The sequence below is a fragment of the Streptococcus suis genome (assembly GCF_002960445.1).
Taxonomy (GTDB): Bacteria; Bacillota; Bacilli; order Lactobacillales; family Streptococcaceae; genus Streptococcus; species Streptococcus hyiners.
Genome location: NZ_POJD01000204.1, coordinates 62,882 through 77,061, shown reverse-complemented (window position 1 = coordinate 77,061; position 14,180 = coordinate 62,882). Strand labels below are relative to the sequence as shown.

General features: G+C 40.9%; 14 protein-coding genes. 3 read left to right on the top strand and 11 right to left on the bottom strand.

The window, feature by feature from the left end:
* Positions 1-101: 101 nt before the first annotated feature.
* Both C1G53_RS08535 and C1G53_RS08530 read right to left on the bottom strand, forming a co-directional pair.
* Positions 102-653 carry a DUF4956 domain-containing protein gene (locus C1G53_RS08535; RefSeq protein ID WP_238139124.1) on the bottom strand — a complete coding sequence of 184 codons (552 nt, stop codon included), beginning with the start codon at positions 651-653 and terminating at the stop codon, positions 102-104.
* On the bottom strand, positions 640-1,383 hold the full coding sequence (locus C1G53_RS08530) for a polyphosphate polymerase domain-containing protein (protein WP_105118389.1): 744 nt from the start codon (positions 1,381-1,383) through the stop codon (positions 640-642). The genes C1G53_RS08535 and C1G53_RS08530 overlap by 14 nt, the downstream gene beginning before the upstream one ends.
* 187 nt (positions 1,384-1,570) lie before the next feature.
* Between C1G53_RS08530 and C1G53_RS08525 the strand changes: the two genes are divergently transcribed.
* Positions 1,571-1,873 carry a hypothetical protein gene (locus tag C1G53_RS08525; protein ID WP_105118388.1) on the top strand — a complete coding sequence of 101 codons (303 nt, stop codon included), beginning with the start codon at positions 1,571-1,573 and terminating at the stop codon, positions 1,871-1,873.
* Positions 1,874-1,922: 49 nt separating this feature from the next.
* Here the strand turns inward: C1G53_RS08525 and C1G53_RS08520 are convergent, their stop codons facing one another.
* Positions 1,923-3,317, bottom strand: a complete 1,395-nt coding sequence (locus tag C1G53_RS08520; protein ID WP_105118387.1) for an amino acid permease — start codon at positions 3,315-3,317, stop codon at positions 1,923-1,925.
* A gap of 150 nt (positions 3,318-3,467) precedes the next feature.
* Positions 3,468-5,126: a hypothetical protein gene (locus C1G53_RS08515; protein WP_105118386.1), complete on the bottom strand. Its 1,659-nt coding sequence runs from the start codon at positions 5,124-5,126 to the stop codon at positions 3,468-3,470.
* A 158-nt stretch (positions 5,127-5,284) separates the two neighbouring features.
* Between C1G53_RS08515 and C1G53_RS08510 the strand changes: the two genes are divergently transcribed.
* Both C1G53_RS08510 and C1G53_RS08505 read left to right on the top strand, forming a co-directional pair.
* Positions 5,285-6,112, top strand: a complete 828-nt coding sequence (locus C1G53_RS08510) for an exodeoxyribonuclease III (RefSeq protein WP_105118385.1) — start codon at positions 5,285-5,287, stop codon at positions 6,110-6,112.
* A 131-nt stretch (positions 6,113-6,243) separates the two neighbouring features.
* Positions 6,244-7,140, top strand: a complete 897-nt coding sequence (locus C1G53_RS08505) for a cation transporter (protein ID WP_105118384.1) — start codon at positions 6,244-6,246, stop codon at positions 7,138-7,140.
* 187 nt (positions 7,141-7,327) lie between these two features.
* Here C1G53_RS08505 and C1G53_RS08500 read toward each other — a convergent pair whose 3' ends face one another.
* The 7 genes from C1G53_RS08500 to C1G53_RS08470 all read right to left on the bottom strand — a co-directional run bounded on the left by C1G53_RS08500 (position 7,328) and on the right by C1G53_RS08470 (position 14,142).
* Positions 7,328-8,140 (bottom strand): ABC transporter permease, encoded by an 813-nt coding sequence (locus tag C1G53_RS08500; RefSeq protein ID WP_105118383.1) that lies wholly within the window; start codon positions 8,138-8,140, stop codon positions 7,328-7,330.
* Positions 8,141-8,148: 8 nt separating this feature from the next.
* A complete protein-coding gene (locus C1G53_RS08495) occupies positions 8,149-9,084 on the bottom strand; it encodes an ABC transporter permease (RefSeq protein WP_105118382.1) in 936 nt (311 codons plus the stop codon).
* Between the two features lie 76 nt (positions 9,085-9,160).
* Positions 9,161-10,096 (bottom strand): DUF2817 domain-containing protein, encoded by a 936-nt coding sequence (locus tag C1G53_RS08490; RefSeq protein ID WP_105118381.1) that lies wholly within the window; start codon positions 10,094-10,096, stop codon positions 9,161-9,163.
* A 2-nt stretch (positions 10,097-10,098) separates the two neighbouring features.
* Positions 10,099-10,842, bottom strand: a complete 744-nt coding sequence (locus tag C1G53_RS08485; protein WP_105118380.1) for an ABC transporter ATP-binding protein — start codon at positions 10,840-10,842, stop codon at positions 10,099-10,101.
* 15 nt (positions 10,843-10,857) lie between these two features.
* Positions 10,858-11,625: an ABC transporter ATP-binding protein gene (locus tag C1G53_RS08480; protein ID WP_105118379.1), complete on the bottom strand. Its 768-nt coding sequence runs from the start codon at positions 11,623-11,625 to the stop codon at positions 10,858-10,860.
* Between the two features lie 3 nt (positions 11,626-11,628).
* Entirely contained in the window at positions 11,629-13,158 is a 1,530-nt protein-coding gene (locus C1G53_RS08475; RefSeq protein ID WP_105118378.1) for an ABC transporter substrate-binding protein, read from the bottom strand.
* A 237-nt stretch (positions 13,159-13,395) separates the two neighbouring features.
* Positions 13,396-14,142: a lysophospholipid acyltransferase family protein gene (locus tag C1G53_RS08470; RefSeq protein ID WP_105118377.1), complete on the bottom strand. Its 747-nt coding sequence runs from the start codon at positions 14,140-14,142 to the stop codon at positions 13,396-13,398.
* Positions 14,143-14,180 lie beyond the last annotated feature (38 nt).

The window sequence follows — 14,180 nt, the reverse complement described above, 5'->3', positions numbered from 1 at the left end:
TAGCGTCAAAAAGCCCTACGACTTAACAAGACACCTCTACTTTATCATAAAGAAAAAGTAGTGAGTACTTTCTCCCGTCGGAGATTTCCTCACTACTAATCTTAGTATGTTTTTTTCTGCTTGTATTTGAGGGAAATGAGGTCTGCTTGTTTACAAGAACTACCAAATTGATTTTCAAAAAATTGATCATAGTCAAACTCAATCGGTACAGTCACTAGGAGATGGCGGCGGTTCTGATTAACCTGGGCAAAGCCGATGTTTTCAAAAATCAAGATACAGGCTGACAAGACTAGGGTCATAAAAACGGCAAGTCCAAGGAAACCCATACCCGTTGCCAGACCAATGGCCATGGCCAAGAGAATGGCTAGCATTTCCTTAGATGAACCTGCGGCAGAACGAAACTTAATCAAACTGAAGGTCCCAGCCACCGCCACACCTGCTCCCAAATTGCCATTGACCAAGGCGATAATAACAGCAATTAGGGCAGGCATAAGGCTGAGGCTAGTAACAAATTCCTTAGTATAATTAGATTTGTATTTATAAACAGCTGCATGGAGCACCCCCATAGCAAGACTGACACCAAAGATTAGGGACATCTGCATCAAGGTGATGTTATTATTCGATGTTGAAAAGATACTATTAAACAGTTGCATATCGAGTTACTTCCTCTCCGCTCATTTGATGAGCCAGCTTGTAGGCATTGCCATATTTTGAAAATGATTGCTTTTGCAGCTGGTATTTTTCTAACAAGGCTAACAACCAGTCTGGCAACTGCTCTGGTACCTTGATTTCCATAATGACCTTGTTGGGATCTAGAAGAGCTTCTCCAAATTTCCCTTCTGTTGCTGCAACGTCGTAATGACGATAAAGCAAATTTTTATCAATGGTTAAACGAATTTTCTTGTCCTCAATACCTTTATAGGACACACGGTCATAATAGATATACATCATCGGCTTGATGGCTCCATAACGTTCACGTAACCGTTCCAACTCAGACGTCACCATTTCATCTGTGATGGTCTGATCTATCACACCTTTTTCGATATAGTTGGTTACCGACAACGGATTAGAAGTCAAGCGATACTTATAGCCGATTTTATTCTCTTTCTTCTTGATTTCTAAAAAAGCCTGACTACTTGCAGATGGCTGGGCATCGTAGATCCGCATTCGGATTTTTTCACGCCCATTTTTCTTGGCAATGGAGTCTTGAATCATGTCAAAATCTTCATTATCAAAATAGATATTTGTAATGGTGGAAGTCGCAAACTCATCTGAAACCATGTGTTTCTGTAAATCCTTTTCGAGTAGTACAAATGTTTCTTTATCAACGATGTATTTTGTTTCAATGCGTTTAAATTGTTTTTGTACAATTCTAGTTTTCATCTTTTTCCCTTTTTATTTCAAGTGCTTGGCAGTTACCTGCCTCGTTTATAGTCCTTAGTTTAACGGTCAACCTTTAAACGAAACTAAAAATAATGTTAAACAAAACTTAAACAGCAATAAAGTTGAAATCCTTTTGTCACACTCCAAACTATGCTACAATAGTCCTAACAATGATAAGGAGAACCCTATGTACGAATTTGTCCTAGAATACGGCTCTTTCCCCGTAAAACTCATCGACGGCTTTGTCAACAATCGCTCAGAAATTCCAGATTTTCTGAAAGAGGATGACGAGATGATTGCCCGCCTGAACCAGATCAACGAACTCTTCCATCAACTCTTTTTAACCATCGAGTGTAAATTTGACTACGTTGGCAAGCAGTTCCCAGACAAGATTGAACAATTACGAACCCTCTATCATCCTCTTGCAGATGATTTGCAGGCTAAGTACGGAGATAAGATAGAGTTAAAAATCGAACCCTTTATTTTGTAAAGTAAAAGAGATGGCACAGAACCATCTCTTTTTACTATATTTAATTTGCTTATTTGGAATGAACTTCCGAATGTTTATATCCATAGAAAAGATAAATCAAACTTCCTACGATGAGCGCCACTCCAAAGGCAATCCAGGTATCTAGGCTGTACTGGAACATAAAGGACAGACAGATAATGATAGAAAGGATTGGCAAAGCTGGGACAAATGGCGTTTTGAATTGACCTTCTTTTGGCAGACCCTCAACCTGACGGAGACGGATAAGTCCAAGGGCAAGCATAATCAGATAGGCAAGCGTACAGATATTGAGGAAGCTGGCAATGCTAGCCAAGGGGAACATACCCGCACAGATTGCCGCAAAGATACCCACCAAGATGGTCGCATTTTTTGGAACCTTGCTGGTCGCTGTTAATTGGCTGAGAGATTTGGGCAAGAGCCCATCACGACTGATGGAGTAGACCATACGAGAGAGGGCATAAGTCATGGAAATACATACCGTAATCAGGGTCAAGATAGCCACGACAGATACATAACTTGCTGCCCAGCCCAAGCCCACTTCACGAAGAGCAAAGGCAACCGCATCCGCTACATTAAGCTTGCTATAGTGCACCATTCCGGTCAAGACCAAGGTCACGACAACGTAAAGAATGGTTACGATAGACAGGGACAAGACAATTCCCTTTGGTACATTCTTCTCAGGGCTTTTGACTTCATCAATCGCCAAAGAAATAGACTCAAAACCAAGAAAGGCAAAGAACATCAGAGAAGCTCCTGCCATAATGCCTGCCTGACCTCCATAGACTGCCCCAAAACCAAATGGAGCAAAGTTTGACCAGTTCTCAGGTTTAATGAAGAAGAGCCCAGCAATGATGAAAAGAGCTAGAGCCGAGAATTTTAACACAACCAATGCCGAGTTGAAGCGAAGAGCAGCCTTTGAATTCAACAGAACAACACCCACTACAAAAACCAAGACCAAAACTGGCAAAAGGTCAATATAGGTCCCCTGAGCTGGATTGAAGGTGCCATTCAAAGCGGTTGGTAATGCAAGGCCAAAATTAGCTAGCAAACCTTTTAAATACGAACCCCAACCAGAAGCCACGCTAGATACTGCTGTCAAGAATTCCATAATGGTTAGCCAGCCCGCAAGCCAGGCAGGAAATTCACCAAACATAGAATAGAGATAGCCATACGCTCCCCCATTGGTTGGAATACGAGAAGCAAATTCCGCATAAAATAGGGCAGTCAAACCAACTGAAATCGCTGCGATAACAATGGAAATAACCAGGGCTGGACCAGCATATTGCGCAGCTGCTAAACCAGTGACTGTAAAAATACCTGTTCCAACCATGGAACCAATTCCTAATAAAATCAAATCTACCAAGCCCAAGTGACGCCGCATGTGACTGCTCCGTCCACTTGCTTGTTTTTTTCTAAATAAATTCACAAGTTACTCCTTAAAATAGAATAGCCTATTTGTTATACAGATGAACAAATACAAGCCTGCCACATTATACCACAAAAACGCATATTTAGCACCAAAATACAAAGAAAAGAGCAGGTCTGCCCTAAAGTCAATTCCCGCTCTTCTTTCAAATTATTCTTGACTAATGGTCACATTTTTCAGGTAATTGTTCTTATCCAGTTGACCGGTAAAGTTATCTCCGACCTTGATAAATGGTAGCTTGTCTGTACTATCCTCAGTTGCCTTGACCTTGTAAATCTTGTCAGCTGATTGAATATAGTAAACCGTTGAACCACCAATCATCTGGCTTGCCAAGGCTTCAACCTTACCAGAAATCACTTCCACGTCTTCGTTTTCCTCACCAGTACCAGTCGAAGTCAAGCCTGCTAGACTTGAAGCATCTGTCCCCGTTACTTGTGAAATAAGGGTCGCTACGTCATTGTTGACCGTTACTTGTTGGTAGTCTTCCGCATCGACCAGGGCATAGGACTTGACCAAACCAGCATCATCTTTGAGAGAAACCAAGTAGTAGGCTGTGTCTGCTAGCTTGACCAGACTTGGTGCTGTTGCCTGATAGCCCTTTTCCTGTACTTCACCTTCTGCCGATTCTTGAGCAGCAGTTTCAGTCGCCGAAGCTAGTTTGTAGTTTGTGATTTCACGGGTCCGCATATTGACCAGAATAAATCCAAGGTTGGATGAATCAGCTGTAGCTGAGGTAATTCCAGTATAGAGGTAAATATCAGAACCGATGGAAATATAATTGTAGCTGTCAGTTGTATGTTTGACACCTGTTTGGCTAAAAATGGTATTCCAGAAACCATTTTGGTAGGTATAGTGGTCGTCAACGCGACTAATCACATTGCTGGCTGAATAGACACGATCCACCCACTCAGGAATATCTGCCAGACTATACTCCTTGCTCTCACCTGTCACTGCATCCAAGACAATGGCACCTGTCGGGTCATTGGAAGACAGACCAAATTTTGGTTGGTAAGTCGTTGCGATATAGTAAGGATTGCCCTCATCATCCACTTCAAAGGACGGTTTCCCGAATATAGTGGTTGGGTATTGAAGACGGAGATGACGCAGGGTGTCATTGAACAAATACTCCGAATCGGAATAATGCATGGACTTGCTCAGCTTGGCAAGCTCTGCTTTCCCTGTCGTCTGATTGACCTTAACATAGTAGCCAATCCCGTCTTGATGGTTGCTCAGCCATTTCCAAAAAGACTTATACTCCAAGGGCGACACACGGAAAGGTTGCTGACCGATGGTAATCTGACGGTAGTCATCGGAAATGCCGAACTGGGATACCTTGTCGATGGTGCCCAGATAGGTGTCACCAATCTTTTCAGCTGATGCACGGTCCAAGAGAGCCAGCTTGGAAATATCGGTTTCAGGGAAATCCGACTTGAAATCCGCATCCGTTACTGAAATGACCGCCGCATAATCTTTAGCTCGAAAGATTGGAGAGTTGAAAATGCCCAGTCCAACCAAGGCAAGGACAACTAAGAGCCAGAGGCGACCAGTCCAACTAAGAAAGGCAGGCAATTTAGGATTGATATTGTAGGTCGTGACCTGACGCTGTCTACCCGACACTTTGGTAGCCTGTTGAACAAGTCCTGCTGGATTGCTAAAAAGCAAAATCAACCAGGCCAGGGCTGTCGATTGCAAGACGAAAACCCAGAAACCCAAATTAAACACATTGATAGCGGGTAGCTGATACCAGTAGTAGACTAGCATTTCGAGAATGAGGGCTAGCCAGGCAAAGCCAATCAATTTTCTTTTCATAACAACCTCCGAAACCAAAGATTTATTTGCTACTATTGTACCATACTTTTAGTACTGTAACACAAAAAATGAAAAATTTTTTCAAGGTCCCTTGTTCGCCTACAAGTTTGATTTTTGGTATAATGTAAAAACAGTAAGAAACTAGAAAAGGAACCTGTATGAAACTCATTTCTTGGAACATTGATTCCCTCAATGCTGCTCTGACAGCAGAATCCCCACGCGCCCTCCTATCCCGCGCCGTCATTGACACGCTGGTCGCTGAAGATGCCGACATTATCGCCATTCAGGAAACCAAGCTCTCTGACAAGGGGCCAAACAAAAAACACTTGGAAATCCTTGAAAGCTACTTCCCAGGTTACGCAAATACCTGGCGTTCATCAGTCGAACCTGCACGCAAGGGCTATGCAGGTACCCTCTTCCTCTATAAAAACCACCTAACACCGACCATTAGCTTCCCAGAGATTGGTGCGCCAACTACTATGGACTCTGAAGGGCGCATCATCACGCTGGAATTTGATGACTTCTATGTTACCCAAGTTTATACGCCAAACGCTGGCGATGGCTTGAAGAGACTCTCAGACCGCCAAATCTGGGACGTTCAGTATGCCGCATACCTATCACAGCTTGACAGCCAAAAACCAGTCCTAGCCACAGGTGACTACAACGTTGCCCACAAGGAAATAGACTTGGCCAACCCAGCTAGCAACCGTCAGTCACCAGGGTTTACAGATGAGGAGCGTGAAGGATTTACAAATCTACTTGCTAAAGGTTTTACTGATACCTTCCGCCACCTGCACGGGGATGTCCTCAACGCCTATACGTGGTGGGCTCAACGTAGCCGCACCAGCAAAATCAACAACACAGGCTGGAGAATCGACTACTGGTTGGTCAGTGACCGTATCGCTGATAAAGTAACCAAGTCAGACATGATTGATTCTGGTGCCCGCCAAGACCATACACCAATTGTCATGGAAATTGATATCTAATTCTATGGAGAGCTCTAGCTCTTCTTTTTTTCATTTACAGAACAGTCTTTTATTGCACATTCATCACGCTTGCCGAAAAGTAAAAAGATTGATATAATAAATATATAATAAACCAGTTAAGGAGGTCATCAATGAATCCAAAGAAAATTGAAGCACATTGCTTGACCGTTTCTGCTATTATCAATGGCTTAAACGGTTTAGCAGGTCTAGCCGTCTATATCATGACTGACCTAAATGCCCTCTTGCTTGATGGCGTTTTTTCCCTCATTGCCTTTATATCTTCCCTGGTCGCATACCATATCTCCAAGCATAGTCATAGGAAAACGGCAACCTTTCCCCAAGGATTACACTTTTTAGAACCCCTCTATGCCATTATGAAGTCCTTGGCAACCTTACTCCTCCTGATTTTTGCTGTCTTAGAAACTGCAGCAACCGCCTTTGCCTACTTTGTCCATGGCATTGCCCACAAGATGACCACTGGACCTGTTATCCCCTACACCAGTATAATGCTCTTTGTCTGCTTTGGTCTTTTCGCCTACAATCGCTATATGAATAAAAAAATCGGCAATATTTCTACTATCATCGCCGCCGAGGCCAAGGGCAACCTGATTGATGGTCTGATTTCAGCAGCCATTGGAGTAGCCTTTCTATTCTTAGCTTTTATCCCTAACAAGAGCCCCCTAGATTTTCTGCATTATACAGGTGATTTCTTCGTAACCCTTGCTCTTGCCCTAATCTCATTCAAGGAACCTCTCACCCTACTCATTACCTCATTTAAAGAGCTAGCCCATGGTACTGTCCATCTACCTGAAATTCAAGAATGTCTTTATGAGATATTAGAACAATACTTAGAGGAAACAGAGGATGTGGATATTCATATCTACAAACAAGGTATGCAAGTTCGGATAAAGATACACCTTCAAGATGTTGAACACGACATCATGCGACAGCTTGTAGCCAAGAAGCCCCATATCCTTGATACCCTCAAACAGTACCACGAGTACATCACTGTAGAGTATTCCCTCTAGTTATCTAAGCTGGATAATAATAAACACCCGTCTATAACCTATCTAGCAGTTGGAAAAATCCAACTACTTAGAAATGGTGAATAGTGGGTGATTTTTTATGTTTTAACAAAGCAGGACTGAAAAAATAATTATAAAAGACAAATACCTCGAAGATACTTGTCTCAAACATACTGTCTTGATAAGCTTTTTAACCTGAAACCTCATTATTGTAATATTTCTTTAACTCATCCCCAAATTTCGTAAAGAGTAAAATGGTAATCATGAGCATGATACAGGGAAAAATGACAATCCACGGTGCTTCCTGAATATAAATTCTCCCGTCATTGATCATAGTTCCCCATTCTGGACTAGGCACCTGCGCACCTAAACCAATGAAGCTCAGTCCCGAAATCTCCATAATGACAATACCAATATCAAAACTCATGGTTGTCAATATTTGAGGTTTGATCATTGGAATATAGTAATTTTTGATGGTTGCCAAAAAACCATTTCCATACATTTTAGATGATTTGATATAGGATTCCTCTTTCAACTGCAGGGTTATTGAACGTGTCAGATAAGCGTACTTGGTCCAAGCCACCATGCACATGGCCAATACAGTCTGCTGGAGCCCAACACCTAAAATCCCAACTATGGCAATAACCAAGACAATGGCAGGAAAGGCTTGGAAAGCTGTAATAATTAGCAAAATAACCTGATCAACCTTACCACCAACTAATCCACTAGAGATACCAATCAAGGAGCCAATAGTTACGATGGTAAACAAGACCAATAGGCCTGAAAAAATACTTTCTCTACCGCCACTCATTACCCGTGCAAAAACAGAGCGACCAAGGGCATCTGTCCCAAACCACTCTGATTGACTTGGTCCTTGCAAGGCATGGCCTAAATCCACCTTGGTAATACTGTCAGTAAAAAAATAGGGAAGGACATACATCAACACTAGCCAAGCAAGAAGAATGAACCCTAAAATCAATAACCTTTTGTTTCCTTTTAGCATATCTCCACCTACTTATTCCCTAAACGAATTTTAGGATTTAGCCAAGCAATCACTACTTGTGATACCAGATTAACCGTTAAAACCCCTACCGTTACAAATAGTACTGTTCCTTGAATTATGGGATAATCCTGATTAGCTACGACTGTCACTAGGAGTTTACCCATCCCCGGCCATGAATACAAATGTTCAATAATGGTCACTCCGCTGACCAAGGCCCCCATAGAAAGACTAACTAACGTAATGATAAACGGCACGGTATTTTGTAAAACATCAAAAATGATAATGCGCCATTCACTGATGCCTCTTCCCCTAGCCCCTTCTACAAAAGGGTTGTGTAGTTCCTCAAGAAAAGCCGTTCGTAGTTGCGGTGTATAAACAGATGACATAGCTAAGGCCAGGGTCACCACCGGTAAAACAATCCCCAAGGAATTAGCAGTTGATTGCACTGGGAACCATTTTAAGTGAACTGAGAAAATTAATATAAGGATAATCCCGAAAACAAAGGTAGGAATGGCATTCAAAATACCTAGCAGGGACATCAAGCACCTATCAAACAAACTATCCTTCTTGTAAGCCATTGCCAAGGCTGTGGGAACAGACATGAACAGGGTAGTCAATAGAATATACATTGACAGGTAGAGGGTATTTGGAAAATAAAACACTAATTGATCCCATACGGGTGCGCCAGTATTGTAGGTCACGCCAAAATCAAAGACCACAATTTTTGATAGCCATCTGAAATACTGAGTTAGAAAAGGATCATTTAATCCTAACTTTTCTCTCGTTAAATCCAACAGTTCTTGAGTGACTGGAACACCTTCTTGGTTCAAAATAGCTTCAGCAGGATCTCCTGGAGCCAGATAAGAAAGCAAGAATGAGATAAAACTGACACAAAATAGGATAAGAATAAATTTTAATACTATCTTTGTAATACTCTTTAACATAATTCTCCTTCTGATTCAACAAATACAGGTTGCCAGACAAGCACTCATGCGATCTATTTCATAGTCAATAGATAAGCTAGTATGCAATGGTTATTAACGATTCTCCTATATGTGTGACCAAATTTGACTTCTGATAAAGGACTAGACCTGATTCCAAGGCAAAAAAATCCTCCAAGACATCTCCGTGTAGGGTATGTAATTGACCAAGAATTTGGCCCTTATTAACCCTATCCCCTGGTCTTACAAAACAGGTCCAACACGCTAGATGACCACTATAAAACGAATAGGATTTCTGATAGTAGACTTGGTCGGACTTTGATGCTTCTTTCCCTTCAAAAATAGATGCTAGAAGAGCTCGTACAGATTCTCTCATTTTATGAACATCTTCAGGCAGGCAGGTTCCGCTATCTCCTTGCTCTAATAAAATACTAGGAATGCCATAATCAATAGCTGCTGCCTGATACAGACCACCAACATCGGATGACGCAAAAATAACTGGACTTCCGCTTACTTTGGCAAGTTCTTTAGATTGGTGAATAACTGATGAATCTCCTAAAATCGAATAATAAACATGAGGAGTCAGAAGCTCTTCCTTATTGCCACCATGCAAATCTATGAGATAGTCAACATTCGGTAACAATCGCTCTCTAAAAAACTGCTTGATATGATAACTCAAGGTCGGCTCTTGATAACTATTTTGAAATATCCGATTGAGGTTAACCATATCCTCTGGTACTAAACTGGTCATTTTTTGATAAAAACCCGTTGGATTAACAGTATGGAGAAGTAATACTGACCCTTTATATTGTTTGAGTTCAATATCCTCCACTAGAGATATACTTGTTTTTATACCAACGTATTCACAACCATGTACGCCTGCTGTAATCAATACCAAAGGGCGGCTCCCTCCTCCTTTTATCAATGTATAAGGGAGTGAAAAATTATCTGCAATGGCAAAATTATCCTTAACACAGGTATTACAAGGAGCCTGTTCAACAAGTTCAATTACCATATCTAACCATTTCCATAAGCTTCTAAGAGTAGCTTGGTATAGCTACTTCGTGGATGTTGGACCATGGCCAAGGTATCCGCCTGCTCAACTACTTGACCATCCTTTAAAACGATAATCTGTTCACAAAACTGACTAACCAAGGCAATGTCATGACCGATAAAAAGAAAAGCGGCATCATGCTTTTCTTTTATTTTCCCTAATAATTTCATGATTTCAGCCTGGATGGTCACATCCAAAGCACTCGTTACTTCGTCACAAATAATAAGAGAAGGATTGACCAATAAGGCTCTAGCAATACTAGCACGCTGACATTCTCCCCCGCTTAATTGATGGGGAAATTGATAGAGATGGCTTTCCTTCAGACCAACTTCTGAAATAGAACGCATCAGCACATCTAGTTTGTTCTCACCTGGAAAAAGCTTAAAATTATCAATAGCCTCTTCCAAACTCTCTTTAATCCTTCTCTTAGGATGAAAAAACTCCTGAGGATTTTGAGGGATATATTGAACAAGCCTGTAGAATTCTTTGTCTGATACTGTCTGAAAAGGTTTGTCAAACAATGTTATACTCCCCTCTTGCAACGTCAATAATCGACAAAGCAATTGAGCAATCGTACTCTTTCCACTTCCACTTTCACCAACCAGCCCTAGTGCCTGACCTCTAAATAACTCAAAGTTAATGTTTTTTATACCTACATCATTTTTATAAAAATAGGTTAAATTCTGACATTGTAAAATACTTTTCATACTCTACATCCATTTCTAGACTGTTCTTAACCTTGGGATGGCAGCTAGTAATTTTCTCGTATAGGCTTCCTTTGGATGGGATAAAACCTCGAAAGTCGTACCAGTTTCAACAATCTTACCATCCTTCATCACAACTAAGCGTTCTGAAATATCCTTTGCAACACTCATGTCATGGGTCACTATCACAAGAGTTATCCCTTCGTTTTTATGCAATTTCTTTAGTAAATGAACAAGTATTTTTTTATTTAGGGCATCTAAGGCACTGGTTGGTTCATCTGCTAAGAGTAGCTTGGGCTTCGCCACCAAGGCAAGTGCAATCCCTATTCGTTGCATCTGACCACCACTAAATTCAAAAGGGTATTTTCTAATAATTTCCTTACTATAGGGTAAATCAACTAAGGAAAAGCACTCCTCTAAGGTTCGTAAGTCGCTACTATATTTACTATAGGTTTTATACAAATCCTGATAATGTGCCCAGATAGTCCGCTTTTCATTAAAACTTGCTTTAGCATTTTGAGTAATCCAAGCAATATCAATACCAATAAAAGGCAGTTCCTGCCTTTTATTGGTTAACTGGATGGTCTGTCCCTCAAACTGAATGTGACCTGCTGTCTGTCTTAAGCTCGTTAATGGAAGGGCTAGAATACTCTTGATTAAAGTTGTTTTTCCACTCCCACTCTCACCGACAATAGCGATACTTTCTCCACTTGCCACTTTAAGACTGACATCATCCAAAATATCACGACTTGGAGAGGAGATAGTTAAATTGCTAATATCTAGCATATATTATTCCTTCACAATCTGATTTGTCACATGGTAATAATCTGTCGCATGTGATTCAAATCCTCGAAGATTATTATCCATAACAAGCGCTACTTTAAAATGACCAATATAGGTAAAGATGTAATCCTCATCTACTAATTTTTGAATTTGTTTGCTTAACTCGTTACGCTTTGCTTGATCAGACTCAACCTGCAACTGATCAATAAGGCTATCTACTGCTGGATTTGAATAGTGGGCAATATTTGCAGATCCGTTAGTATAAAAGACACTCTTGTAATAGGCATATGGATCCCCAATTGGGGCTGCAACTACTGTATAGGTGAGGACATCATATATATTCTCAGAAACCGCTGTAGTCGGTTTGTCCACAGTGATAATTTCCGAATCAATACCAACTTCCTTCAGTTGTTGTTGGAAAGCTTGAACAGATAATGGCATCTCTGCGAGACGATTATAAGTGACCAAGTCCAATTTTATATTCTGACCATTGGCCTCTCTTAGTCCATCTCCGTTTGTATCTTTGTATCCTGCCTCATCCAACAATTGTACTGCTTTTTCTACATTGTACTCGTGAACACTTGTTCCCAAGGCAAATTCGAAGTTATTTGGAAAGGCCGTATCTGCCACTTTTGCTGCACCTTTGAACAAGGAAGCAGTGTAAGTTTCCTTATCTACCAGAGTATCTAAAGCCTGGCGGAATTGTTTATCCTGACCTTCTGCTTGCTCCAAGTTATAGCTAAATTGAACATATCTGGATCCCTCTACTTCAGAAGTTTTAAAATTGCTACTGTCTGATTTGAAGGTTTCAAGGTTAGCATAAGGTAGACCATATACCGCATCCACTTCACCTGATTTTAGAGCAGCAGCAATAGCTGTTGCATCTGTAAAGTACTTAATCTTTAAATTCTTTGTTTTTGGTGTACCTGCCCAGTAGCCTTCATAGGCTTCCAATTCGGCACCACTCTCTGCAATATATTTGGTTAATTTATAAGGACCTGTAGCGACCGGTCCTTGTTTTGCTAGCGGCTCTGCACTAACATCAATAATGACCGAATAAGGCTCTGCTAAAAGGTTAGCCATGATAGGTTGTCGTTGCTCTGTTTTTATAATAACCGTTTGACCGTCTGCACTGATAGACGCAATTCCTAAGTCCGCTTTTGCTCGATCACTCTTCGATAGAAGATGCTCCAATGACTGCTTGACCTTTTCACCAGTCATTTTTTCACCATTTTGGAAAGTAACATTATCTTTTAAAGTAATTTTCCACTCCAAATCACTGATCGATTCGATTTTTTCAGCTAACCAAGGTTCTACTTGTAAATCGTTGTTCAATTTGAACAAGGTTTCTCCGACACCGTAGCGCACGGTGAACCAGCCATTGTAATCTTCTGCTGGATGGATATTAGCCGGAAGTTGAGAGTAACCAATGTTAATAGTGTCAGTACTTGCACCTGGACCAGTTTGTGTCGGTACGCATGCTCCCAATACTAGAGTAGCCAAACCCATTGCCAACATTTTTTTATAGTTCTTCATGATGAACTCCTTATGTGTAGATATTTATATATTATACTTTTAGTATATCAAAAAAATATAGGAATGTAAAGAGCATACAAAAATTTTTTGTTAATTTTTTCAATTATTTCTAATCATTAGAATGACTATTCTTAAGATCATGCTCTATATTGTTGAAAGTAAAACACATGTGCACTATTAAGGCCTTTGCCTAAAATGATTGCAACAAAAAACCCGCAAGCTGCGAGTTTCATCATATTATTTTTTATCCAATTGCGTGCTTGGTTGCCAGAAAAAACTAGCGATATAGCTAAAGACATAGGTTAGACCTAGAACAAGGGCAACTAGTAGGAGCACAGGAATACGATAGATATAGGTCAAGATATTTGGCTTTTTCTTGGTCTGGAAAGAAGCTGCATGGTTATCCAATCTCTTGAATTCCGCTTCGATACGGCTAGTCACTTCTGCCGTACCCGCGTCATCCATGCGCTTGATGTCTGAAATATCGATTGGATTTCCGAAGGCTACGTCAATTCGTTCACCAGCTAAGAGTCCTTTGATAGTCATTGGTCCCACATAGGTTGCTGGCATGAGTTTGACCTTGGCTGACTTGGCGATGACTGCTACTCCACCTTTTAGTTCAGATGAATGACGGCTACCAGAAGGGAACATGACAAGTGAGCGGTCACTTTTTTTCAACATATTGACAGGATACTTGATGGCTGCCATGCCAGGATTTTCACGGTCAATGGGAAAGGCACCACACTTGCTAATCCACCAACCAAAGCCACGATCCTTGAAGAGCTCTTTCTTCGCCATGAAGATAAACTGCTTTGGTGCAGCCGCATAGCCCAGAAAAACAGGATCCCAGAAGGTCTTATGTGGGGCGATGAGGATATAATTTTCTTCCTTTGGCAAAATATTTTCTCTGTCATGATAATGAATATTACCATTGATAGCCCAAAGTAAAAAAGTTAATAGCGTTCGTAGATAAGAATAAAACATAGACTTCTCCTTTTCAATCCCTACCATTATAGCACAAA

What these genes read in the sequence shown, in the direction of transcription:
- C1G53_RS08535 (WP_238139124.1), bottom strand. Translation starts at nt 653, where the DNA reads ATGCAACTGTTTAATAGTATCTTTTCAACATCGAATAATAACATCACC.
- C1G53_RS08530 (WP_105118389.1), bottom strand. Translation starts at nt 1,383, where the DNA reads ATGAAAACTAGAATTGTACAAAAACAATTTAAACGCATTGAAACAAAA.
- C1G53_RS08525 (WP_105118388.1), top strand. Translation starts at nt 1,571, where the DNA reads ATGTACGAATTTGTCCTAGAATACGGCTCTTTCCCCGTAAAACTCATC.
- C1G53_RS08515 (WP_105118386.1), bottom strand. Translation starts at nt 5,126, where the DNA reads ATGAAAAGAAAATTGATTGGCTTTGCCTGGCTAGCCCTCATTCTCGAA.
- C1G53_RS08510 (WP_105118385.1), top strand. Translation starts at nt 5,285, where the DNA reads ATGAAACTCATTTCTTGGAACATTGATTCCCTCAATGCTGCTCTGACA.
- C1G53_RS08505 (WP_105118384.1), top strand. Translation starts at nt 6,244, where the DNA reads ATGAATCCAAAGAAAATTGAAGCACATTGCTTGACCGTTTCTGCTATT.
- C1G53_RS08500 (WP_105118383.1), bottom strand. Translation starts at nt 8,140, where the DNA reads ATGCTAAAAGGAAACAAAAGGTTATTGATTTTAGGGTTCATTCTTCTT.
- C1G53_RS08495 (WP_105118382.1), bottom strand. Translation starts at nt 9,084, where the DNA reads ATGTTAAAGAGTATTACAAAGATAGTATTAAAATTTATTCTTATCCTA.
- C1G53_RS08490 (WP_105118381.1), bottom strand. Translation starts at nt 10,096, where the DNA reads ATGGTAATTGAACTTGTTGAACAGGCTCCTTGTAATACCTGTGTTAAG.
- C1G53_RS08485 (WP_105118380.1), bottom strand. Translation starts at nt 10,842, where the DNA reads ATGAAAAGTATTTTACAATGTCAGAATTTAACCTATTTTTATAAAAAT.
- C1G53_RS08480 (WP_105118379.1), bottom strand. Translation starts at nt 11,625, where the DNA reads ATGCTAGATATTAGCAATTTAACTATCTCCTCTCCAAGTCGTGATATT.
- C1G53_RS08475 (WP_105118378.1), bottom strand. Translation starts at nt 13,158, where the DNA reads ATGAAGAACTATAAAAAAATGTTGGCAATGGGTTTGGCTACTCTAGTA.
- C1G53_RS08470 (WP_105118377.1), bottom strand. Translation starts at nt 14,142, where the DNA reads ATGTTTTATTCTTATCTACGAACGCTATTAACTTTTTTACTTTGGGCT.